The organism is Ruegeria sp. YTSB088, assembly GCF_059609825.1.
The window spans coordinates 142,619-164,286 of sequence record NZ_JBXWMM010000008.1 but is presented as its reverse complement, the minus strand read 5'-3'; the positions used below and the strand labels follow the sequence as shown (position 1 = coordinate 164,286).

Genomic DNA, 21,668 nt, shown 5'->3' with positions numbered 1-21,668 from the left:
CTGGCCTCATTTTGGGCAAGGCGAATTGAATGGAATTCTATGCCTCACGGCCAGTCCGCAGAAGGTGAAGCTCAATCCGGCAAACCAGCTTCCCGGAGGTCTCCGACAAATCTGTCAAGATCGCTTTTTTGCAGGTTTTCGAAGGCCAGACGGACGCGCGAACAGGTCATGTCGGGGCGTTTTTCTTTGCTCTGACTGATTATTCGTCTCGCTTCATCCGGAGCTTTCTGTCGTATCAGTATTACCGCCAACACATAACGGCCGAATGGATCAACCGATTTGCCCTCCAACGCTGTTCTCGCACAAGTTTCCGCCTGATCAAAACTGTCGAGAACATAAAGGCAGAAAGCTTTGGCCAGCAGCTTCACCTTGAAATATGGACCTGATGGGCCAAACCGGGTTGCTGTCTCGAAATGGGACAACGCAGGCTTCGCCTGCCCATTTGCCAGATGTGCATATCCGAGAACCAAATGCGCGTTTGCTGCACTTGGGTTGAGACTGACGGCAAGTTGTGCCTCTGCAATCGCGGTATCGTGTTTGTTATACTGAGTGTAGGCACGGGCAAGAGTGGCATGCGCGAAACTGCTTTGTTCATCCAGGGCCACGGCGCGCTCCGCGTGATAGAGCGCGCGTTCCTTCGCCTCTGCCCGATCATCGACCTGGACGAAGAACAGTTTCCGAAGCTCGGCGTTTGCCATCACTGCGTGCGCGAGCGCGTAGTCTGGTGTGATATCGATGGTTCTTGTTAAGATATCGTTTGCTTTCTGGGTATCTTCATCTGTGAATTTGAACAGATGCCACAGTGCTTTTTGAACCCTGTCCCACACGTTGATTTCACCACGTTTCAATCGGGCTTGTTCGCGCAAGTCAAACCGCAACTCCCAATCTATGTGCCCGACAACGGCTGACGCAATTTCCTCCTGGAGGGAAAAAACATCTTCCGTTTTGTGGTCCAGACGATCAGCCCAAAGATCATGCCCAGTTGATGTGTCTACCAGATGGGCGGTCACACGAACGCGCTGATCGTCATAGCGCACGCTACCCTCTACCAAATAATGCGCCCCGAGACGTTGTGCGATCTCTTCGCCGGCCAAAGAAGCATCTTTGAGGAGCTTGGTTGAAGTAGGAGAGACCACCGATAGCCAATCCACTTTTGCCAGTTCGGTCACAAGTTCATGGTTGATGCCCGCCACAAACCCATTGGTGTCGCTTTGTCCACTGAGGCAATCGAAAGGCAGCACTGCGACTACTGGCTTTTGCGGTGTTGGAAGCTGTGTGACCATCTGATCAAACAGACGGTCTTTTTCGGCCGGCGGCTCTGTTTTTGGTGCAAGTGTTTCGGTTTTAGTTCGATTGCTGGGCAAATTTTTTTCCGCTGTCGGAAAGCGGAAAACTGGTCCGTGCCGGGGCCACTCAACATTGTTGAGCGTCATGTAATCTTTAAGGTTGTGGGCTGCGTACAAGAATGCGTGGCTGCGAGCAGCGACACTGAGGTTCTTGTGTGCGAAATTCAGGCCCACTGCAACACGGGCCAGCAAGTATTGGCTTTCCATAAAACTGAGTCGATGGCTTTCGTGGCGCTCAACCCAACTCATCGCCCCACGCCGCAAAGATCTGACAAACTCGACAATGCCGACATCATCCTGCCAAAGCCCCAATGTGTGGTGTTTTGAATGAAAGAGGCCAAGATCATCAAGGATGGCATCCCATTGGGCAGGTATGCAGTTTCCGCGCCGCGCCAACAGGTATGCCAATTCGAAATACGCGTGGTCGTAAAACAAAAACTGTTTGTTTACGTACAACGCCAAATCGATCAGAAAATAATCGGGATCACGGCTTTGGTGCGCTCGAACCAGTACATTGTAACCATGGAGGTCCCCATGCACCCGACCCTTTGCCGCTCTTACACTCAACCGGCTTGGCAGGTTCTCATCGTAGGCAAAAGCCAGCGGGTTTGGGTACCAGTGCCCTTCAAACATCAGACAACGTTCGTTCGGGTCATGACCGCAAACATCCGAAAGAAAGTGATGTAGCCGACCTGGTTCAGAGTCCAGTCTGTAGCCGAGCCATCCGGAAAGCAGTTCCCCGGGCGACTGCAATCCGGGCGCCATTTCATAATCGACGTTCCAGTCATCAAGCAGGCTTCTCGACAGCCGCTCAAGAACGTTCAAGGCCAGCTCGTAGCCGCAATCATTCCAAGGAAGAGAGTATTCAAGTCCTTGCGCCACAACGGTGGAAAGGATCGCGACCTTACCGTCGTGTTCCAAAGAATGGACAATGCGTGCCAGGTGCTTTGATCCAAACGCAGGAACCGCTTCAAACGCCTCCAGATGTCGCTGGTTTTCGGCCTTTTCTTTCCATTCCGGATCGGGCAGGGCGTCAAATTTGAGAATGGCCTGTCCGCTGAATGCGTCGCAAGTAATGTCGACAATAAAAACAAGGGCACCGGACTTGCCGGCACTTAGTTGTCGGTGAAAATAAATTTCACCCTTCACTGACCACCTGTCAGTTATCAGCGGCAGTAGCTCAACGTAAGATTCAGGCCATGAGAGATCATCGATGGCGGGCATTAACGTCACTCCGCAGAAGTGCGACCATGGAAGGTGTATATCTTTAAGGCGGCACCGTTTCGTGACATGATACACAAGCAATAGTGTGAACCAAGGCGTTTAAATCGACCGGTCAGAGCTTTCTACGCGACGGCTGGACCTGCCCTATAGAGCCCGAAGGGCTGCAACATGCATAAAAGTCCGCTTTACGAGAAAATACCGATAAGCATGTGAACGCGATCAATGATTGCATTCGGCCGCTCCTAACAAGTTGCGGAAAGAAGTCTCGGTATCGCCTCAGATCTCGGCGTTAACGCGCAGATTGAACCAAGTTGGCTACGCCAATTCGCTGATCATCGATTTCAGGTGGCGCATGCCGGTACCGCAGCACCCTCCAAATACTTGAATCGACGGATTCTGCCGCGCAATCGAGGCAATCTGTTTGCCAAGTTCAATTGGATCGCCTTCGTCCAGCTCATCGGCTTCGTCAAGTTCCGCATGCGAGCAACTCGAAGCGTTCGCCACCAGGCCTCTAAGTCGGGGGTGGTTGCCAAGCGCTCTGCCGAAATGGGTCGGATGGGCGCAGTTGACCATAAAAAACAGCGCCGCCGAGCCGGTTGCCGCGTCGATTTGGTCTATGCCGTCCACAAGTTTGGTTCCGTCTGCCAGGCGCCCGTCTGTCTCAACAACCAGAGACATGATGATTGGCATATCAGCGTCTCGGGCGGCGAGGATGCAACCCGCTGCCTCGCATGGACGGTTGAATGTATAAGCAGTGACCAGATCGACGCTTGTGTCTTTCAGGCTTTGCATTTGAGCGGCGTGGTATTGACGTGCATCTTCGACGGGTACCGGCGGGATGTCGGCGTATGGATCATAACGCGGGCCGATGCAGGCCGACACCAGTACGTCATCGCGAGCAGAAGCTTGGCGCAGGTCCTCCATCAAACTCACCGCATCTTTGTTCACCTCACTGAGCCGTTCTGCATTGTACCCCAAGGGCGCTGCCCGGTCGGCGTTCGCCATCCAAGTGGGCGCATCAAGGATGCATCCGACATTCATTTCTCGGGCGAGATCGACAAGTGCCTGCATTTGACCGGCCAGTATTGCCCTAGTGCCAGGTTCTTCCAGCAATGGAAACGACGCGAAACCGGGTAACTCAACTCCATGATTGAATATCAGGTCGGTGCCAGTGCCGGCGTAAACCAGAAAGGTCTTATCACCTTCGAGTGAGAGCTGTCGGGCCATTCTGATCTACGCCTATTGCCGTTATGCTTTCACAAGAAACCTACATTGTCTTGGGCCTCCTGTGAACCTTAGGGCGGCGACAGGGTGTCTGCCGTGAGAATGACCTCATCTTCCCGGGCAACTCGCAACCGCAGCGAACGCCCCCTTCGGCGGGCTGAACCGCAGATGCATCAAGCCATTGCCAATGGCCGATTTGGGCCACCTCGTCGGGCAGATTTACCCGTCAGCTCAACTTTCTGTGTCCGATCTAACGACCGTGAAGGCCCGATCTCGAGATTGTATTAGCGCTTTCCCCACACACTATAAGTGGACGGTCATCAGCATTTTTGCTGATTGTAAATGCTTTGAAGGCCCTTAAGATGAGTGACATTTTTTGGAGAGCCAAATGAGAATCTTATGGATCATCCAGCTTTTGGCGATACTTGGTGTTCCTGCCAGTGCTGACGAGCAACGCATCGAGATCAACAATGTCTACCCTCTGAACCAAGAGAATTTTGATCTTGGTGATCACATTTTTCACCTGACGGACAACACTGGTGGTTTCGAAGTAATTGAAGGTCCAATGGATAACGGGCCCGCCAGATGTTTGGGTTCGGGATTTGGGTTCGAAGACGGCACCAACTCGATCAATGGAATATGCGTATTCGGTGAAGGTGATGACACTTTTACCATGCGATGGAAGGCAGGAGAAAAAGGCGCGGCAAACACCTGGGAAATCATCACCGGGACGGGGCGCTATGAAGGGATGACTGGCAGCGGCATCGCGACAACAGACATCGCCTCAGCATACCAAGCGTTGCCTCTGAGGCGAACTCACATAGTCGGAACAGTGGAAATCCCTGACTAAGACGGCTGCGCTTTTGTATCTGTACTGTTTCGATTGGTCTCGAGCTTTGTCGATCTTAAGTGGGTTTCGCTGCTTGGTTTTAAACCTTCCGGGATTGCTTGCTATAATGCGACGAACGGCCGCTTCAATCTGCGGAGTGTGAATTCGTTCTGCCGTCGATCATGCAGCCGCAGCGAATGGTAGCTTCGACGGGCCGCACCGCAACACTCTAAGACCGTACTCAAGGTCGGCTCTGGGCCGTGAGACTCAGTGGGGCGGGCAGCAGCGCTGCCTGCCCTGGAACAATACCTGTCCTCTCATGCCGAGGCTGTCTTGGGGCCAACTGCCTTCAACAGCCGTGCAAAGATCATCACATGCGTGACCAAAAGTACCGGCACAAAGAATGTTGGAATGAACCAAGTGGGGCCAAAGTAGTTAATTGCCTCGGCTTGGCGCAAGGCGTTCACCAGATCGACAGTTCCAAGGATGTTGAAACCCCACACCAACGGAAGGGCGGCCATTGATCTCCATCGCAAAGCGAAAAGCGCCGCGATTGCCAGAAACGCCGAGAGCAAATCGCCATAGCTGGCGCTGGTTGCAAATGCCTCGGGCAACCCTCCGTTGTTGAGATTTGGTACCATGAAGCTCATTCCGATGTGTCGGAAAGCATGCGGCAGCAGCAGGATTGAGAGCGCCGCCGCCGCCGACAGCCGTGCAAGCCAGGGTGCAACGTACCACGCCGCTATCAGAGCAAAGACAAAGAGGCTCATTGCGAACTGAAGTAGGAATACCACTGTGGGGGTCATCTGATCGATCCTTTCGATATGCGTCTGTTTACATGAATTGAGGGTGGGCAGACCTTCATGCTCGGGCCACAGTTTGCGATACGCTCGCCTCGGCCCGGATCGTCCCCAGTGAAGCGGCTGGAGTAATCTCTTGGGCTTTTCCAGTGGCGACATCGTAAAGCAAGGCCGAGACGGTGATCGCGTCTGGTACCTCCGGTGCTGCCGCTAGACGCTTGATGTCTGCCGAAAGGTCGCTTTCCTGGTCCGTGATCGCGTATTCGGATACGTCGATCCCGAGCTTATTCTGCAGCGCGTCCCGAAGGTCCGGATTGGACAACCGCTCGGCTCCACATTGTGTGTGCTGCATCAGGATGACGTTGAACCCTTGTTCGTGGCCCTCCGTCATAGCGCTCACCAGAAAGGCGAGGGTGGCGATTTCTTCGATTGCGGCGCGTGTAACCCGTCCGCCATTGTTTCGGATCACAACCGCGTCGCCAAGCTCCAGTCCGAGGATGTGCGCGGGATCAACCCGGGCATCGCCGCAGGTTAGAACTACTGTTCGCAACTTTGGCAGGATCGGTAGGCCAGCACTGTCAAAGCCCACAGAGAATTCTTGGTTTCGAGTGATGAATTCGTCTTGAACGTTCATGAAGAGGTCCTTTCGTCTTGGAGGGTAAACCTTCGTCGTATGCTGCGTTAGGCAACGCGCATTGGTGCGGCTTGTACGTCCTTGGGTTGGTGTTTTTCCGTCCATGTCGCATCGTCCAGGCAGTACGACGAAGAGGAAAGCTGAACGTAGTCTCGCTGCTTCTGAGCGTGATCAAGATCGAAGGCGCGCGTCGTGAGGATCTTCAGAAAGCTGCCGATCGCACCGATGCTGCCGGACAGGCTGCGTGCCAGGTCCGGTTGATCAGCGACCTTGCGCCGTACGGTGCTTTCAAACGCTTCAGGTTCGTGCCCGCTTACTTGGAATACATCCCCGGTCGGGGCGTTCACCGCGAAGGTGCCTCGCCTGTACTCTTCTGAATAGATTGCAAGCTGGGTGACTGCCGCTTCCGAATAGTTGGCTGGGCGCAGGGCTTTCAGAGCCTTGACCATCATACGCTCGGAAATGTCGACATAACGTACCCGCCGCCCCAGCGCGCGGCCCATTGCTTCGGCGACTTCGTTGGGTGACAGCAGCGTTGGTCCCGTGGGGCGGTAGGTCTTGCCCGCATGGCGTGCCGGGTCCGTCAAGGCACCGACCGCAACGCGTGCAATATCTTCGTTCGAGGGGGCAGCATTCTTTTTCACGTCGCCGTCGCCAAGCGGCATTGTGAACTGCCCAAGATGGGCCGCCATGCCCAGCACCATCAGGTAGTTTTCAGCAAACCAGCCGACATTCACCGTAGTCACAGACATCTCGGGGCGCATGCCGATCAGGATGTCGCCTAAATAGACTTCGCGCGTAAACAGCGACGGGTGATCTACGCTCGAAAGCCATTGGCTTAGCGTAACGACGTGCTCAATCTTAGCTTCGTAAGCTGCAACGGTGAAGACCGCGTTGAAGTGCAGCCCATTGGGTGCCGTCGGGGCGCATTGATAGGCCCGCTGCACGCCATTCATGGCGTTGCGCATGTCGCTCAACGAATACTGGTCACCCACGAATAGTTCAGCGCCCGCGCGTTCGAGAATATCAGAGCGATGATCCCTCTGCCGTATGAACGCACGGACAGGATAGGCTTTGGCTCTGAGCTGAAGCGCGACTTGCAGCCCGGTCTTGCCGCTTGCGCTGGTGACGAGGATCTTAGGCTTGGCAGGCATAGGCACGCTCCTTTTAGATGATACTTGCAATCTATTATTTAGATGATAGGTATAATCTTAATTGTCAACCCCGCCTAGGAGTGCGAAATTGCCGAGAATGTCGGAAGTGGAAAAAAGGCGCAGTCACAACAGGATACTGGATGCTGCAGCACAGTTGTTCCGCGAACGCGGTATCGAAGCGACTAGCCTCGCGGACGTCATGAAGGCAGCCGGAATGACACATGGAGGTTTCTACCGGCATTTCCATTCGAAAGAAGATTTGATCGCGGCAGCCTTCCGGCACGCAGTCGATAATGTGGTTTCCGAAATGGAGCGCGAGGGGTCAAGCGAAGGGCGAGGGAAAGAACGTCAGGACTATATAGCCAAGTACCTGTCCCAGGCACATGTTCAAGACAGTCGGCATGGATGCCCGCTTGCGGCAATGGGAACCGAGCTTGCCCGTACCAAGGGCGCATCCCGACACGCGGGCGCTCAAGCTTCGGATCGCATGGCGGCCCTTTTGCAGGACACACCGGAATCCGGCTCGCACCAGGGCCTGGCTGCGATGGCACTCCTTATGGGTACGATTACTCTGGCTCGTTTGGCAGGAACTGAAGAGGAGGCGGACCGAGCTCTGGAGGCCGGACGCACTGCCATAGATTTGCTGCAGGATCATTGGCCGTAAGACAGGTCCTAAACTGCTGCAGGGTATTCCGAGGGATTCGCGGTTGCGTTGTGCATTGCCATCACACGCGAATCGACAATGCTGCAAGGTGCACGAACGGCAGCAATGCGAAAGCTGCGCTTTGGCGTCGAGTTGTGTGGCCAATGGCTGGCTTGGGCCGTCCGCGTGATCAGTTATTTGCGGGGCAGGGGGCTTTGCTGCGACGGCACCGAAGTCTTCAATGAGCCCGATGATACCGATGCTGCATTGTCCACCAATGACAGCTTCCTGGATGCTTGGCTCTCTGAAAGTCGAGTTTCCAAGTGAAAGCTCAGTGGGACTAGTTAAATCGCTAACTAACTACCTCTATCGACTGGCTCGATGCCGCGAGTGTTGCGACATGCGATTTTAATACTTCAACGAACTTGTCACGCGCTTCGTTTGGTTCTGAATGCAGTGGAAAGAGAAGCCCAAACGACATCCAGCGTTCAGGCGAAATTGGAACTGTCCGAACACGGGTCTGATCTACATCGGCGGCCACGAGTTCATCTGCGATTGTGACACCACCGCCATCTGCTACCAGAGCACATGCCAGCGAAGAAGATGCGACTTCGCAGGTTTGTTTTGGCAGCACCCCTGCAGATCTAAACATATCATCCAGTTGGTCGCGCAAGAGCAATCCGTGCATAAGGCGAACAATTGGAACGTCAGCCAAAACGTCAATGGAAACTTCTTCAAGATCGGCAAGCGGATGATCAATTGGTACGACGGCTTGCGCTCTTACGCGCAATAGCAACTCGGTTTGGATATCGGGGTGTTCGACCGGTAGAGCACCAATTCCCACGTCATATTCCCGACCGGCCAACCATTTGCCAGCTTCTCTGCGCGCGCGCACATCGAGGCTGACATTGATATCAGGATTTTCCCTTATGAATTGGCCAACAGCGGGGGAGGCGAGCGCGCGGGCGATGCGCGGCATTGCGACGATCCGAAGGTTCTGAGTGCGGCCTGCACGAATCTCGGCGGCGATTCTGGGGATCTCATCCAGGTTGTCGAGGATGCGACCAGCTTCGCGATAGAACGCAAGTCCCTCGGGTGTTGGAGTGAGGTTCCGGCCGCTTCGATCAAAAAGATTAAGCCGCAACTCCCTCTCGAGTCCAGAAATCAACCGGCTGACTGCTGGTTGCGAAAGGTGCAGTATATTTGCTGCTGCTGCGAGTGATCCCTCAGACAGCGTTGCTCTGAATGCACGAAGCGCTTTGATATTCATGTTCGCCACCGTCACTTACAATTTTTGCAAGTAAACTAAACACCTTTGCATTTTTCGCAATCTCCATCATCTGCTAGGTGAGATCAGGAGAGGAATTAGGGAGGATACTATGAAACGCAGAACACTCATTTCTGCCGTACTGGCAGGCATCGCCCTTGCGGCAACAGCAACAGCCAGCTTTGCGGCTGACTGGCCCAAACGCCCGATCAATCTGGTCGTGCCTTACAAGGCGGGTGGCGGCACTGACGCCTATGCTCGCGCCATCTCGGCGGCAGCTGAAGGCATTTTGAATGTCCCCGTAGTGGTCGTGAACAAACCTGGCTCGGGCGGCTTGAATGGAGCCAATTCTGTCGTCGGCGCCCGACCCGACGGCTATACTATGATGATGACCTCAGGGGGCTCGTTCTTGCTGTCCACCATGACCCGCGACACCGACATTGATGCGCTGGACAGCTTTGAGTTCGTCGCACAGGTCGGCCAATTGCAAACCTCTCTGATGGTCCCGAAGAGCAGCCCGTTTCAATCCGTTCAAGACGTGATCGACGCGGCTAAAGCTGATCCTGGCTCGCTTCGTTGGGCGCATTCAGGCCGCGGTGGTTTCCACCATGTAGGCGGTCTGGGCTTTCTGGCCAATAACGGCATCGAAGCGCAAGACGTTCCATTCAAAGGTGGTGGCCCGACCCGTGCTGCTCTCATCGGTGAGCAAGCCGACTTCGGCTTCTTGGGCGTACAACAGCTTGCCGGTTTCGAGTACCAACTGCGCGCGCTGGCGGTCAACAGCCAGGAACGCGACGGCATCATGACGGATGTACCTGCCTTTGGAGAATTGGGCATTCCGTTTGCTGCTGTCTCCTCGCCGGTGATCGTGTTTGCTCCGAAGGGTACGCCTGCCGAGGTGGTCGCAGCGATGGAAGCCGCGCTTGCGCAGATTTCGGCTAAGCCCGAGTTCGCCGAGCTGCTGGCTTCGCGTGGGACCGGTCCTGTCTATCAGAATGGTGCGGATGCCAAGGCAACGCTTAGCGCTATGAAAGAGGACGCCGCTCCGTTGGTCGAAAGTCTGACTAATTAAGTCTTCAAGGCTGGGGGATCGATGATCCCCCGGCCTTTTTTTGCCCACGCGTTGTTGAGGGAGGATGACATGCGCGCTTATGCCGAAGGTTTGGTGCTGGCGGCCGTTTCACTTGTGGCTATTTGGGGCGCGTGGCAGGTGCCCGCTGCATCGCCCGGAGATACCTGGGCCGGGATTGTTCCCTTTGCCGCATCCGTCGCTCTATTGGGCTTGTCTGGTCTCTTGCTGATAGGTGCATCCCGTCAGACAGGCGATGTCACCGCTGCCAGCACAGATAATGGGGCGACTGTTCAGATCATCGCACTATTCATCATTGCATTGGTCTACCAACAGTCATTCCGCTGGTTCGGGTATCTACTACCTACGGCCGTCGTGGCTCCCATCGTGCTATATTTGTTCGGTGTGCGGAGCTGGATCGGCCTTGCAGTTTCTGTAGTCATCTGCCCGTTGGTTTTTCACCTCATCTTTTTTGTGCTGCTTGGTGTCTTCCCGCCCTATGGCGAAGTGTTCGACCTACTCAGCTTGATACAGAGGTAAGTCTCATGGAAATTTTTCCCGCCCTTCTTTCGGTCATCACTGATCCGATGCTGCTCTTTGCCATCGTTCTTGCTGCCACAGTTGGCATGATTGTGGGCGCAACGCCGGGTCTGACAGCTTCAGCAGCAATCGCGATGCTGCTGCCAATCACCTTCTATATGTCGCCCCTCTTTGCGCTCGCCTTTCTCTATGTGATCGGAAAATCCGGACGCTATGGCGGTTCCATCGCAGCAATCTTGTTTAATACGCCTGGTACAGCCGCGAGTGCTGCGACGCAGATTGACGGCTATCCACTGGCTCGCGCTGGTAAGGCGGGTAAAGCAATGAAAGTTGCCACAATCTCATCCGTGATCGGCGATCTCATGGGCGACGTTCTTTTGGTTGTTGGTGTCGGGTTCATCGCAGCAATTGCTCTGAAGCTGGGACCTCCAGAAACCTTTGCCATCTACTTTGCCGCCTTTGTGGTGATCGGTTCGGTGATCGGAGAATCCATTGTTAAAGGTCTGGCCTCCGCGCTCCTGGGAATTCTGGTGGCAATGGTGGGGCTCGATCCGATTTCCAGCGAAGAGCGCTACACATTCGGCTCGTTCGACTTGTCCAATGGCATCGGCTTGGTGCCGCTGATGATCGGTGTCTTTGTCTTGGGCGAAGTCTTTGCGCAACTTGAAGAGCGGCGCAAAGCAACAGGCGAGACCAAAGAAAACGAAAGCTCGGCTGATGGCAATGATCTGACATGGGAGGAATACAAACCGTGTCTGCCTCATGCTTTTCGCGGTGGGTTTATCGGTGCGGGCATTGGTGTTCTGCCAGGTCTGGGTTCAGCGATTGCGGCTTTTATCTCTTATGGAGAAGGCAAGCGCCGTGCGAAAAACCCTGAACAATGGGGTAAGGGCGCATTGGAAGGCGTGGCCGCGCCAGAAGCGGCCAACAACGCGGTGTCCGGCCCGTCCATGGCTCCTCTGCTGACTTTGGGTATTCCAGGCTCGACCATCGGCGCGATCCTGTTGGGCGTGTTTCTGATCCATGGCATCCAGGTCGGGCCGACGCTATTTCTGACTGACAAGGAACTTGTCTACAAACTCTTTGCCTGCGGGATGCTTGGTATCCTCGTGTATGGCCTGATCGGCTATTTCGGAGCCACACAAGTCGCCCGGCTAATCCTGAAAATCCCGACCAACGTTCTCTATCCGCTGATCTTCATGACAGCCTTCGTCGCGGCATACTCAGCACGAGGCTCGATGTTCGATGTGACGGTTATGACCTTTGCCGGTTTCGTCGGATGGCTGATGCGCAAGCATGACTTCAACATTGCGGCATTCGTAATCTCCTTCGTTCTGGCCAAAGGTGCGGAAGAGACGTTCCGGCAATCCCTGCTGATGTCGGATGGTGGCGCGCTGATCTTTGTTGAACGCCCGATCGCGCTTGCCTTCCTGATCCTTGGTGCCGGGGCTATTGCCTTTCGCATTCGCGGCATCTTAAAAGAACGCAAACTGGCGCAGGGAGGGTTGGGCGATGCTTGAATGGCAGCTCATGCAAGGCAGCTTTTCCAGCACAGATATGCGGCACATCTGGTCTGAATCATCGACAATCTCTGCCTGGATCAAAGTCGAACAAATGCTGGCGCGTACGCAAAGTGATGCGGGTCTCGTGCCGAATGAAGCTGTTGTTGCACTCGACGGGTTTGGCATCGGAAAGCTCGATCAGGAGCGCTTGCGGCAGGACATGGCGCTTGTCGGGCGGCCCATTGTGGGATTGGTCGGGCAACTGCGCGAACACGTCGGCGAGGATCTCGCCAAGTTCGTCCATTTCAATAGCACGACGCAAGATATCATGGATACAGCGCTTGCGATGCAAATGAAGCTCGGTCTGGCGACCGTGTTGAGCGACCTCGATCAGCTCGTTTTTTCCCTGACGGGCCTGATCAAGGAGCACCCCAACACGCGAATGATCGGGCGCACTAACGGGCAACACGCGATCCCGATGCTGCTCCGGACCAAGTTTGAAGTCTGGCTAGAGGAGCTTCTACGTCGTCGCGAGGTGATCACCGAAGCGGAAAAGCGTGGGGTGTTCGTTCAGGTCGGCGGGCCGTTAGGGGATTTGTCAAATTATAGCGATGGAACAGGGACAGAGATAAAGGTGCGAATGGCAGAGGCGCTTGGTTTGGGCGTTGCAGAACCTCATTGGCAAAACGCGCGTGACGGCGTGGCCGATATTGTCACCGCCCTCGGCGCGCTGTGTGCGACGATCTGCAAAATAGCCCACAACATCAACCTGCTTTCATCCAGTGATATCGGTGAGGTCTGCGAATGCCATGAAAATGGTAGGGGTGCTTCATCCTCAATGCATCACAAACGTAATCAACGGGCCAGTGAATTTGCCGAGGCCGTAGCAAGATTGGGGCGCCAAAGGTCGGAGCAAATAGGGGAACTGACTCTGCACCAACATGAGCGCTCTGGCGGTGTTTGGGTCGGTGAGTGGCTTGTCGTTCCTGAAGTGTTCTTGCTGTCGTCAGGAGCTTTGTCATGGGCAAATCGGATGCTATCTGATTTGAGAGTCGACGAAGGCGGGATGGAACAGAATTTAATCTGAGAAGAGTTAAGAAACGCTAGCCGTCATTCGCGTTGTTGCGGCGAACGGCAACGCTGTCCGCGTTCGGTGAGATCGACAAAGCCCATAATTCGCAGTTGCAGCGAATGTCTCCTCTGGCGGGCCGCACCGCAGCAACGATGACCGCGGTCGCCCTATCGCCCGGCAGCGCGGATGTGAATTCCTTGGCCGGGCAAGTTAAACTGGTGTCTGGCCAAACCCTTGAAGGGTTGGAGTTGATGGAACGCGGTACGCGACTGGAACCCGACTACCCTGAGTGGCTCCCTGACCCGATAAATATGGCCAGAATGGAGTTGGGAAAACATGGTGAAGCCAAGACCTTGGCCAATCAGGTTTTGGCATCAAATCCCAAAGATGTTCGCGCAAAGCGCGATGCCGCCGCAGTGCTAGTCGCTGTGCCCGTTTTTGAAGGAGATATGGAGGAAGCGCGCCGGCAAATGGAGAATCTGTTAGAGCTTTTTCCTGGTGCCAACTCTGATTGGGCCGCACGCGAGCGATCGGGTTTCAAAAGCCAGGATTTTACGAGCAAATACATTAATGCTCTAATCCAAGCCGGGCTTCCGGACACATAAGCCAAATCCGACCAAAACGCCCTCTAGCAAACCATCACTGCCTACGCCCACTTTGTCCCACCTTGCGTGGATTCTACTCAGTCATAATTTTGCGCTTGCAGCGAACGGCAAGAAAGCGGGCTGTGATCACGGCATAGTTGGATAGCGCTGAATGTCTCCTATGGGCCGATCCGCGAGACCAGTTGCTAGTGGGGCAGGGGCCATGCTGCGCTGCTTCCGAGGTCTGCAGTGAGCCCGAAGCAGACTTCTGAATGCGTCAGCTTGATTAAGTTGGCCGCGATTGAAATTCGGTTCAATTGCAAGCAACCAATTGAGCCTCGTAATTAGTCCTTAACCAAAAGCTCAAGTCTTAGCTTCCGAATCCTGGAGCGATCTTTTGCAGAAAGCTCGGAGAAAAGTTCACGTTCACTGACTTGATAAGCAACAAATGTCCGAACACGCATCTCCAACTGATCGTCCTCAAAGCCAACATTTCGAAAAAGTTCGCGTATGTGCTCGAGTCTTTTGTTCATTTCTTTTCGCCAGACCCGGCGCACTTTGGGATCTTGTCGAGCCCATTGTCGTATTGCGTTGTCGTACCGGCTGAGGTCGGCACTATCGACAACGTCGGCGACCATCGCGAGTTTTTCCACCGGTGTTGCTTCGGAGAATCGCCTTTCCTCTAGAAAAGGCACCCCGTCAAGCTGCACCCAATGATCCAGCAGTGCTTTGTGAAGGTCGGCCCGATCACGAAAATGGTAATAAAAGCCACTTTTGGCAACGCCTAACTTGTCGGCAATACGTTCCACGCGGACTGCCTCAATTCCTCCAGTACGAAGCAGATTCAGGGCAGAATCTAACCAGTCCTGCTTGCTGAAACGCTTTTTCCCCACAGTCTTACCGCCCTTGATCTGAGTCATGTTCAGCAGATATCGAATCCGCTAAATGTTATCAACTGTACGGTTCCGTATAATTATATAGACGGTTGCGTATATTAATGTGTATATCAAGCTGAGCAGCTTTTGGGAGGGAGATTATGAGACGGACACTTGAAGCGGGAGCCGTTGTTTTGGCCTGTTTGGCAGTTGTCACACCCGCAAGCGCCCTGGAACCGGACGGTCCGCATTTAGCTCATGCCCAACGCAATGCGGAAATATGGGCGGCAGAAGACGTTGAAATCGATGCGAAACTTGCGTCTCTTGAGGAGCGCTTTGGAAAGAAGCCTAACATCATTTACATCCTTACTGATGATATCGGCTGGGGTGAGCTTGGCTGGCAGGGTGGCGGTAAGCATCGGGGCACGCCTTCAGAAGAATTAGATGCAATGGCTTTTGACGGAATGCGGTTTTGGTCTGCCTATGCAGAGCCTTCGTGCACGCCAACAAGGATCGCGATCAACACTGGTCGACACCCAGTAAGGACAGGCCTGCTTACCGTACTGTGGCCGGGGCAAGTGGATGGGTTGTCGGCTGAAGAAGTAACAACGGCGGAGCTGCTGTCGGGAGTTGGCTATAGCACGGCCATGTGGGGCAAGTGGCACTTGGGTGACTTACCGGAGCATGCACCGGAAAACCAAGGATACGATTACGCCTACTACGGGCTTTTCAATGGTGCCCCGGACTTTTGGCAGGCCTCTTACGAAGACCAAAGCGGAACGTTCCCGTTTGCAGATTTTCCCGGAAATGATGCCTATCTGGACGGCGCTGGAATTGACTTGTCCGTCGCTGGTTACGTCGGTCGCAAAGGCGAAGGCCGCACCCCTATTGAGGGCGCACCCGGGATACTGGCCCCCGAACGCCAAGAAGCTTTCGAGAATGAGTCGATTAGCCAGATCACCAAGTTCGTTCAAGACCATGCGCAAGACGATAAACCGTTTTTTGTCTACTGGGCTTCATACGCTTTGCAACTCGCTGCTTCGCAGGAATTCAGCGATGATCCAGGCGTAGACAAAAACAACCGCCAAGCTTCGTTCATGGCGCTTCACAACAAGCATGTGCGGCAACTTCTGGATACGCTGAAAGAAGAAGGCATTGCCGAGAACACGCTGGTCGTTTGGATGAGCGATAACGGTCCGATGTATGCCTTCTGGCCGACCGCCGGGTACACTTTGTTGCAGGGCGCAAAAGGAGATGTGCTTGAAGGCGGCATTCGCGTACCGGCAATGGCGTGGTGGCCCGGCATGATCGAACCGATGCAAGACCCGATGGATGTTATCCACGTCACTGATCTGTTTACCACGGCGGCGCGGATCGGTGGTGCGTTGGATAAAATTCCAAATGACCGAATAACGGACGGGGTCGATCAGACTTCTCTATTTTTGAATGGCGAAGGTCACGGTCGGCGGAATTTCATAGCGCACTACAGTGGCGAAGTCCTTGGAGCCTTCCGCTACGATGATTTCAAAATCCATATCAAGGAAGGTCACGGGGGCTTACCGGGGATGGATTTCTTCAACATCATGCGGGACCCGGGTGAAAAGTACGGCGCTCTCTACCCGGGACTTTGGGTCGTGCAACCGATGCAGCAATTATTGGGTATGCACATGGGGCGAGTGGAGCAGTTTCCACATCGGTCGCCAATGACTCCTGAAGAAGCCCGCTTAAAAGCGCAAAGCCATTGATGGTGTTGGTTCCGAGGCATTCTTTCGGTGCTTCGGAACCCGCTCGTTTAGTCAAGAGAAATGAGAATTGTCATGATTAACAGAAGCCTGATTGCGACATCCGCCGCAATGACATCGTTGGCTGCAAGTGCTTCATTTGCCGAACCGATCCCACTTGCGGGCCAAAGTGAAGATGAATGGCGACAGACGTTAGCGTTTTATGCATTCCTGCCCGCACGAACGAGCGGAACGTCAACCGTCGCTGGTGCCACCGTTCCGCTTGATCTTGATCTTGGCGATGCTTTGGAGCTTTTGGATTTTGCTGCAGCTGGCAGGTACGAAATTTGGCGCGGCGATTGGGGTTTCATAATTGACGCTAACTACGTCTCTCTGGAGGCTGACGGAAACTTGCCTACTCCAGGAGGCGCCTCGTTCACCGCAGACATCCGGCAAAAGTGGATTGGCTTACTTGCTGCCTACAAAGCCGTCGATGCAGTTGGTGACAATGGCCAACGCTACGCCATCGATTTGCAGTTTGGTGCCCGATATAACTCATTGAGACAGGAAATCACGGTTTCGTCGCCCCTGCCAGTTCCTGTTCTTGGAGGAGATCAGGGATGGTGGGAGCCAGTAATTGGTGCTCGCGGCACATGGGTGCTTAATGACCAATGGACAGCAATTGCATCATTGGACCTTGGTGGTTTCGGCGCGGGGGGCAACGATTTGCAAATCGGCGCCAACATCGGAGTTGATTGGCGCGCTTGGGACAGCACGTCACTTTTCTTTGGCTGGCGCTACTACAGCATGGATTATAGCGACAGCCTCTCTACAGGTGCATTTGAATATGACGTTGATCAACATGGTCCGGTGCTCGGTGTTAAATTCAGATTCTGATTTGCACAACACCATCTATGCTCCAGCACTGAATACGATTTGAATGTCAGCTTCGTCCGCAAACCGTGAGTTCGACTCGATCTCGGTTTTGCGCCCGCGGCGAATGTCTCATCTGACGGGCCGCATCGCAGCAAAGATGTCTCTTTGTCAACGGCAGTTTTGGGCCGTCACCCACAAGTGACTTCGTATCGCGACGGGAAAGGCTGCGCTGACCAGAGGCCACCATTGATCCCAACATCGACCGTTAGTGTGTTTGCGATTTGAGCGGTTACGTCCCTGAAACCTGACGATCGTAATCTGCGCCGTCATACCACCCCAGCGACTTGGTCACGTTTAGATTTTCATCGAGGTCCCACTCTTCCCAACCCGAAAAGCGAACTTTGTTTCCTGTATCTTTGTGCTGGCCTTCGAACGTCCATGCGTAAACCATGTGATGATCGGCTACGAGAACAGTATCGAGGTTAAGCACTAGGTCGGGGAATTCAGTCATGAAACCGGCCGCCATTTCACCGATCTGCGAGCGACTGTTCATCGGTTCGCCACCATTCATAATCATCGTTGTATTTTCCGAATACCGACTGGCGACTTGATCCGGAGCCTTGTTCGTCCAGGCATCACAATGATCTTGCGCCAATTTTCGGGCTGTTTGGATATCAGGCGTCATGGCTACGTCCCCCAGTGATTATTCGTTCCGAAAATTCTAATTGGGACCTTGAAGGTGAACAAGCTACCGCATGAAAGCTGCACTATGGCACGTTCGATGTCGATGGTGCAGGAGCCAACCACCTCATCCGATCCGGGCCGTCCACGATACCGCTCCTGGTATCCCTCAATTCAAATGCTGCGCCGCCTCCGAGGTCTGGTTTGAGCCCTACCTGTGAATTCGGTTTTCTCGCTGCGCGCGCATGCAGCGCGGGAACTGTTGCGTCAGTGTAAAATTTAGTGCTGCCGCGCGGTGGATAAATCAGCCATTCGTACATACTGCAGCAAAAATCTGGTTCAAAATTCACTGACTGCGGGTAAAAATGGTCATTGGCTTTGTGAATTTTGTAATCAGAAGACGAAGGACTCGCGATGACGTCTCCCTTCTTCGACGCCTAGTTTAGTGAGCGCTGCTTCGCTCCACGTCATTAACGCATCGGGTCCGCACATATAGACTTCTCGCGTGTCGAGTGCGGAGATGGATTGGATATCTTCAATCTGCGCGCGCCGTTCTTCGGTCTGCAGCGCATCCTTAGAAAATGCTAGACGCAGATCATCCCTTGCAGATTTTGCGACCAACGGGTCATCTCCGACGCTTTGAAACGCCACAATGCGAAGTTTCACACTGGCTGGGACAGGACCAATTTGCCCGGCAAAATGCTCCAGCACTTTGATGTCATCACCACGACCAGAAAACAGGAGGACGATGTCGGTCGATGTTTGCGGGTGAGCGTTCGCCAGCTGGAGGATGCCGTCCCACATCGCCATAAATGGGGTAATGCCGACACCGCCTGCGATCCACAGAACCTTTGATGGGATATGTGGAGGCGTGTCTTTGGCGCCTTGCGAAAAGCAGGTGAACCCCGCGCCACACCCTCTGAATTCAATCGGCAGTCTATCCTTGATCAGTTTTTGGGCATTATTATGCAGAACATTCGACATCAAGCCGCCCGGTTTACGTTTGACAGTGACGCTGACCTGATGGGTCGCGGCAAACGCATTTCTTTCTGCCGCAAAGCTGGGCGCATTCGAAAGCGTCCAGGTGCGCACGAAGTCCTCGTTGACAAGCTGAGGGTTGGCTTCGTTCATGTGGCTGTACCCCGTGTCCAGAAGCCCAGAGAAATCGAAAACACCAAACCCACCCGGCAAAGGTGAGTGGATCGGCTGTGACAGATCGAAGTTGAAAGTTGTGATACTGTCAGAAAGCGGTTTCGTCGAAACAAGAGTGGCAGTGATTGGGGTTGCAGTCTCGTGCGCAACGAGTGCATGCCCCATCTGTTCCAGTTCCTGACGCAAGGGCTTTACCGGCGGATTATAGGGCGAGAAGTGCTCTTCCGACATGAGCTTGAGGTTCAGGCCGTCTTTCACAAAAACCGCCCCTGTAACTTTGATGCGCGTAAGCAGGCTGACCCGCGGCATGATCGCTGGCGCTTCATCATCCATCAGGTTTTCTGCCTTACCCGTGACATAAAGGACATGACCCGTGGTGAAGTCTGGAAAGACAAGGCCGACCTCTGGGTCAGTCTCAATGTTGCCCAAGGACTGATAGAAGCGATTGCCGGAATAGTCGGGCAAAACCAGATAGGTCGTGATATCGTCGCCATCGGTTTCTTCGTAAATGCGGGTAAAACCCGGTGCACCGCCACGATGATTTACCCCCATATCCGTCTTCGTGCCAGTAGCGGTTTCATTTCCACTGTGCTTTGTCGCCAGAAAGACCGTGCTGGCCTGATCCACGACCGCCTTGGCCGCATCCGGCAAAGCAGTTGTGTGGCTGTCAAAGGAATCATGCACCAGTTCAGCGGCGCGCTGTTCATGCGCCAATGCCCGCACGGTGATGTACTTGGGGCAGTTCCCAAGGTGTTGATCAGACTCCAGTTGCAGGCTGATTTTTCCAGTCTCTTCAACAGATGCAGAGCGAATTCCCCCTGCGATTTTGTTCCGTCGACGGTTGCGGAAGTCGACCCCTACTCCAGCAAAGAGCCGTTGTTGCCGCCCAGACATTGGGTCCTGCTTCAAAGAGCGGGCAAAGGGATCGAAAGCGTTGCTTTCGGCGAAGACGTCCATCGCATTGTGGCCCGAAATCTTGATGCCGACCGACGGATCGCTCTCTGACTGTGTGACCAGCAGGCTGACCCACGGTCGCCCGTCGCGATCCAGCGTCGCCAGCGGCAAGTAAGACAGGCCCGCAAAGAAATCCGCGTGCTGCTGCGGCATGTCACTGTCGATGTATCGAGGAATGGAGTCGATCAGCTCTTTTGGTGTCTTGCGCCGCTTTTGAAGCAACAGCTCACCCTTGTGAGATTTATGTATCCGAACCATCCCGTGCTCCGTTCATCCGTTTGACAATCAGTTGTATTGCAATGCTTCCGCTGACGCCTTCCATTGGATCTGTGGGTCTGGAAGGCGTTAGCGACTTTTCGTGCTACGGCGTCAGAGCTATAGCCCCAGATCCCTTAGACCCGGATGATCATCAGGGCGGCGACCAAGCGGTCAATGAATCTTTCGATCTGCCTCTTGAATGGGGTGTTCGTTGATGCTGGCAAAACGATGCGCCATGAACCCATCTTTGTCGAACTCCCAGTTTTCATTACCATAGGCCCGAAACCAGTTTCCGCTGTCGTCGTGATACTCATGGGCGTATCGCACGGCGATGCGATTACCGCCGTAAGCCCACAATTCCTTGATCAACCGATAGTCCAGTTCCTTGGCCCACTTGCGGGTCAGAAACTCTTCAATCTGCGCCTGGCCTTCGGGAAACTCGGCCCGATTGCGCCATTTGCTGTCGGGTGTGTACGCAAGTGCGACTTTCGCAGGGTTTCGACCGTTCCAACCGTCTTCTGCAAGACGCACCTTTTCGATCGCGGAGTCTTTCGTAAACGGCGGTACCGGATGGCGCGGGGCTGCGGATGTCATATCAGCGCGCCCCTAATTCAGCCACAAGGCCGACAGCCGTCGCTGGCATGGCCTGGAAACCTGGCAAGGCTTCGAAACGGGCGAGCCATGCCCGGACATTCGGGTAAGGATCAAGCGAGACATTCCCCTCAGGCGCATGGGCGGTATAGGAATAATTCGCGACATCAGCGATCGTCGGACGATCGCCAACCAGCCAATCACGACCTTCCAGCCCATGTTCCAGCTTTTGCATCGCCTTGGTCGCTGTGGAATCAGCAAAGACTGGGTCCAGCGGGGCGTCAAAAACGGTGATCAGACGTGCGGCACAAGACCCGAATGCAATTTCACCAGCCGCAAGGGTTAGCCAGCGCTGAACATTGGCTTCGTCGACCGGGGTGCTTGGCATCCAGTCAGGCGCATATGTCCGCGCGAGATAGACCAGAATTGCGTTTGAATCCGATACGATTACATCGCCATCTTCCATAACGGGCACCTGTCCGTTTGGGTTCATGGCCAAAAACTCCGGTGATTTGTGCGCACCACTTGCCAAATCCACGGGAACTTCTTCATGAGCGATCCCGGCGAGCTTCGCAAAAACCAAGGCACGATGGGCGTGACCTGACTTTGCGAAGTGGTGAATGCGAACGGCGTTTGACATCAGTGTCTCCAGTTATGTTCAAGGTATGCGCT

General features: G+C 54.3%; 21 protein-coding genes. 10 read left to right on the top strand and 11 right to left on the bottom strand.

Annotated features, from left to right (window positions below; translation table 11 throughout):
* Positions 1-71: 71 nt before the first annotated feature.
* Together AC2FFA_RS14680 and AC2FFA_RS14675 are read right to left on the bottom strand one after the other, a co-directional pair.
* A complete protein-coding gene (locus AC2FFA_RS14680; RefSeq protein WP_496852155.1) occupies positions 72-2,570 on the bottom strand; it encodes a hypothetical protein in 2,499 nt (832 codons plus the stop codon).
* A gap of 315 nt (positions 2,571-2,885) precedes the next feature.
* Positions 2,886-3,797, bottom strand: a complete 912-nt coding sequence (locus tag AC2FFA_RS14675) for a homocysteine S-methyltransferase family protein (protein ID WP_496852154.1) — start codon at positions 3,795-3,797, stop codon at positions 2,886-2,888.
* Positions 3,798-4,182: 385 nt separating this feature from the next.
* On the opposite strand from AC2FFA_RS14675, the gene AC2FFA_RS14670 reads away from it, so the two are divergent.
* On the top strand, positions 4,183-4,644 hold the full coding sequence (locus tag AC2FFA_RS14670; protein WP_496852153.1) for a hypothetical protein: 462 nt from the start codon (positions 4,183-4,185) through the stop codon (positions 4,642-4,644).
* A 296-nt stretch (positions 4,645-4,940) separates the two neighbouring features.
* On the opposite strand, the gene AC2FFA_RS14665 is transcribed toward AC2FFA_RS14670, so the two are convergent.
* The 3 genes from AC2FFA_RS14665 to AC2FFA_RS14655 are packed head-to-tail and all read right to left on the bottom strand — an operon-like array spanning position 4,941 to position 7,211.
* The gene (locus AC2FFA_RS14665) at positions 4,941-5,429 is read right to left on the bottom strand and encodes a DUF8737 domain-containing protein (RefSeq protein WP_496852152.1); all 489 of its coding nucleotides are present in this window, start codon (positions 5,427-5,429) and stop codon (positions 4,941-4,943) included.
* 55 nt (positions 5,430-5,484) lie between these two features.
* Positions 5,485-6,057: a carbonic anhydrase gene (locus AC2FFA_RS14660; protein WP_496852151.1), complete on the bottom strand. Its 573-nt coding sequence runs from the start codon at positions 6,055-6,057 to the stop codon at positions 5,485-5,487.
* 47 nt (positions 6,058-6,104) lie between these two features.
* Entirely contained in the window at positions 6,105-7,211 is a 1,107-nt protein-coding gene (locus tag AC2FFA_RS14655) for an NmrA family NAD(P)-binding protein (RefSeq protein WP_496852150.1), read from the bottom strand.
* Positions 7,212-7,308: 97 nt separating this feature from the next.
* On the opposite strand from AC2FFA_RS14655, the gene AC2FFA_RS14650 reads away from it, so the two are divergent.
* Both AC2FFA_RS14650 and AC2FFA_RS14645 read left to right on the top strand, forming a co-directional pair.
* Positions 7,309-7,875: a TetR/AcrR family transcriptional regulator gene (locus AC2FFA_RS14650; RefSeq protein WP_496852215.1), complete on the top strand. Its 567-nt coding sequence runs from the start codon at positions 7,309-7,311 to the stop codon at positions 7,873-7,875.
* 78 nt (positions 7,876-7,953) lie between these two features.
* Positions 7,954-8,181 (top strand): hypothetical protein, encoded by a 228-nt coding sequence (locus tag AC2FFA_RS14645; RefSeq protein WP_496720609.1) that lies wholly within the window; start codon positions 7,954-7,956, stop codon positions 8,179-8,181.
* Between the two features lie 25 nt (positions 8,182-8,206).
* Here the strand turns inward: AC2FFA_RS14645 and AC2FFA_RS14640 are convergent, their stop codons facing one another.
* The gene (locus tag AC2FFA_RS14640) at positions 8,207-9,124 is read right to left on the bottom strand and encodes a LysR family transcriptional regulator (RefSeq protein WP_496852149.1); all 918 of its coding nucleotides are present in this window, start codon (positions 9,122-9,124) and stop codon (positions 8,207-8,209) included.
* A 109-nt stretch (positions 9,125-9,233) separates the two neighbouring features.
* On the opposite strand from AC2FFA_RS14640, the gene AC2FFA_RS14635 reads away from it, so the two are divergent.
* The 5 genes from AC2FFA_RS14635 (at position 9,234) to AC2FFA_RS14615 (ending at position 13,909) form a co-directional block, all read left to right on the top strand.
* The gene (locus AC2FFA_RS14635; protein ID WP_496852148.1) at positions 9,234-10,193 is read left to right on the top strand and encodes a tripartite tricarboxylate transporter substrate binding protein; all 960 of its coding nucleotides are present in this window, start codon (positions 9,234-9,236) and stop codon (positions 10,191-10,193) included.
* A 69-nt stretch (positions 10,194-10,262) separates the two neighbouring features.
* A complete protein-coding gene (locus AC2FFA_RS14630) occupies positions 10,263-10,730 on the top strand; it encodes a tripartite tricarboxylate transporter TctB family protein (RefSeq protein ID WP_496852147.1) in 468 nt (155 codons plus the stop codon).
* Between the two features lie 5 nt (positions 10,731-10,735).
* Entirely contained in the window at positions 10,736-12,250 is a 1,515-nt protein-coding gene (locus AC2FFA_RS14625) for a tripartite tricarboxylate transporter permease (protein WP_117870016.1), read from the top strand.
* Positions 12,243-13,319, top strand: a complete 1,077-nt coding sequence (locus AC2FFA_RS14620) for a lyase family protein (RefSeq protein ID WP_496852145.1) — start codon at positions 12,243-12,245, stop codon at positions 13,317-13,319. The genes AC2FFA_RS14625 and AC2FFA_RS14620 overlap by 8 nt, the downstream gene beginning before the upstream one ends.
* 236 nt (positions 13,320-13,555) lie before the next feature.
* Positions 13,556-13,909 carry a tetratricopeptide repeat protein gene (locus tag AC2FFA_RS14615; protein ID WP_496852143.1) on the top strand — a complete coding sequence of 118 codons (354 nt, stop codon included), beginning with the start codon at positions 13,556-13,558 and terminating at the stop codon, positions 13,907-13,909.
* 323 nt (positions 13,910-14,232) lie between these two features.
* Here the strand turns inward: AC2FFA_RS14615 and AC2FFA_RS14610 are convergent, their stop codons facing one another.
* The gene (locus tag AC2FFA_RS14610) at positions 14,233-14,808 is read right to left on the bottom strand and encodes a TetR/AcrR family transcriptional regulator (protein WP_496852142.1); all 576 of its coding nucleotides are present in this window, start codon (positions 14,806-14,808) and stop codon (positions 14,233-14,235) included.
* Positions 14,809-14,924: 116 nt separating this feature from the next.
* Here AC2FFA_RS14610 and AC2FFA_RS14605 point away from each other — a divergent pair, with 116 nt between their 5' ends.
* Both AC2FFA_RS14605 and AC2FFA_RS14600 read left to right on the top strand, forming a co-directional pair.
* Positions 14,925-16,508, top strand: coding sequence for a sulfatase-like hydrolase/transferase (locus AC2FFA_RS14605; RefSeq protein ID WP_058277274.1), 1,584 nt, complete (start codon positions 14,925-14,927; stop codon positions 16,506-16,508).
* Between the two features lie 72 nt (positions 16,509-16,580).
* Complete coding sequence (locus AC2FFA_RS14600) at positions 16,581-17,381, top strand: outer membrane protein (RefSeq protein WP_496852140.1); 801 nt, start codon at positions 16,581-16,583, stop codon at positions 17,379-17,381.
* 268 nt (positions 17,382-17,649) lie between these two features.
* Here the strand turns inward: AC2FFA_RS14600 and AC2FFA_RS14595 are convergent, their stop codons facing one another.
* The 4 genes from AC2FFA_RS14595 to AC2FFA_RS14580 form a co-directional block, all read right to left on the bottom strand.
* Complete coding sequence (locus tag AC2FFA_RS14595; protein ID WP_496720580.1) at positions 17,650-18,045, bottom strand: nuclear transport factor 2 family protein; 396 nt, start codon at positions 18,043-18,045, stop codon at positions 17,650-17,652.
* A gap of 389 nt (positions 18,046-18,434) precedes the next feature.
* Positions 18,435-20,405 (bottom strand): pyridoxamine 5'-phosphate oxidase family protein, encoded by a 1,971-nt coding sequence (locus tag AC2FFA_RS14590; RefSeq protein WP_496852139.1) that lies wholly within the window; start codon positions 20,403-20,405, stop codon positions 18,435-18,437.
* A gap of 171 nt (positions 20,406-20,576) precedes the next feature.
* Positions 20,577-20,999: a nuclear transport factor 2 family protein gene (locus AC2FFA_RS14585; protein WP_117869986.1), complete on the bottom strand. Its 423-nt coding sequence runs from the start codon at positions 20,997-20,999 to the stop codon at positions 20,577-20,579.
* A 1-nt stretch (position 21,000) separates the two neighbouring features.
* Entirely contained in the window at positions 21,001-21,636 is a 636-nt protein-coding gene (locus AC2FFA_RS14580) for a glutathione S-transferase family protein (protein WP_117869984.1), read from the bottom strand.
* Positions 21,637-21,668 lie beyond the last annotated feature (32 nt).

Bases quoted from the DNA above. Each gene is read 5' to 3' on its own strand.
- AC2FFA_RS14655 (WP_496852150.1), bottom strand. From the start codon at position 7,211: ATGCCTGCCAAGCCTAAGATCCTCGTCACCAGCGCAAGCGGCAAGACC.
- AC2FFA_RS14665 (WP_496852152.1), bottom strand. From the start codon at position 5,429: ATGACCCCCACAGTGGTATTCCTACTTCAGTTCGCAATGAGCCTCTTT.
- AC2FFA_RS14635 (WP_496852148.1), top strand. From the start codon at position 9,234: ATGAAACGCAGAACACTCATTTCTGCCGTACTGGCAGGCATCGCCCTT.
- AC2FFA_RS14675 (WP_496852154.1), bottom strand. From the start codon at position 3,797: ATGGCCCGACAGCTCTCACTCGAAGGTGATAAGACCTTTCTGGTTTAC.
- AC2FFA_RS14650 (WP_496852215.1), top strand. From the start codon at position 7,309: ATGTCGGAAGTGGAAAAAAGGCGCAGTCACAACAGGATACTGGATGCT.
- AC2FFA_RS14590 (WP_496852139.1), bottom strand. From the start codon at position 20,405: ATGGTTCGGATACATAAATCTCACAAGGGTGAGCTGTTGCTTCAAAAG.
- AC2FFA_RS14645 (WP_496720609.1), top strand. From the start codon at position 7,954: ATGCTGCAAGGTGCACGAACGGCAGCAATGCGAAAGCTGCGCTTTGGC.
- AC2FFA_RS14600 (WP_496852140.1), top strand. From the start codon at position 16,581: ATGATTAACAGAAGCCTGATTGCGACATCCGCCGCAATGACATCGTTG.
- AC2FFA_RS14580 (WP_117869984.1), bottom strand. From the start codon at position 21,636: ATGTCAAACGCCGTTCGCATTCACCACTTCGCAAAGTCAGGTCACGCC.
- AC2FFA_RS14660 (WP_496852151.1), bottom strand. From the start codon at position 6,057: ATGAACGTTCAAGACGAATTCATCACTCGAAACCAAGAATTCTCTGTG.
- AC2FFA_RS14615 (WP_496852143.1), top strand. From the start codon at position 13,556: ATGGAACGCGGTACGCGACTGGAACCCGACTACCCTGAGTGGCTCCCT.
- AC2FFA_RS14620 (WP_496852145.1), top strand. From the start codon at position 12,243: ATGCTTGAATGGCAGCTCATGCAAGGCAGCTTTTCCAGCACAGATATG.
- AC2FFA_RS14670 (WP_496852153.1), top strand. From the start codon at position 4,183: ATGAGAATCTTATGGATCATCCAGCTTTTGGCGATACTTGGTGTTCCT.
- AC2FFA_RS14640 (WP_496852149.1), bottom strand. From the start codon at position 9,124: ATGAATATCAAAGCGCTTCGTGCATTCAGAGCAACGCTGTCTGAGGGA.
- AC2FFA_RS14625 (WP_117870016.1), top strand. From the start codon at position 10,736: ATGGAAATTTTTCCCGCCCTTCTTTCGGTCATCACTGATCCGATGCTG.
- AC2FFA_RS14610 (WP_496852142.1), bottom strand. From the start codon at position 14,808: ATGACTCAGATCAAGGGCGGTAAGACTGTGGGGAAAAAGCGTTTCAGC.
- AC2FFA_RS14585 (WP_117869986.1), bottom strand. From the start codon at position 20,999: ATGACATCCGCAGCCCCGCGCCATCCGGTACCGCCGTTTACGAAAGAC.
- AC2FFA_RS14680 (WP_496852155.1), bottom strand. From the start codon at position 2,570: ATGCCCGCCATCGATGATCTCTCATGGCCTGAATCTTACGTTGAGCTA.
- AC2FFA_RS14605 (WP_058277274.1), top strand. From the start codon at position 14,925: ATGAGACGGACACTTGAAGCGGGAGCCGTTGTTTTGGCCTGTTTGGCA.
- AC2FFA_RS14595 (WP_496720580.1), bottom strand. From the start codon at position 18,045: ATGACGCCTGATATCCAAACAGCCCGAAAATTGGCGCAAGATCATTGT.
- AC2FFA_RS14630 (WP_496852147.1), top strand. From the start codon at position 10,263: ATGCGCGCTTATGCCGAAGGTTTGGTGCTGGCGGCCGTTTCACTTGTG.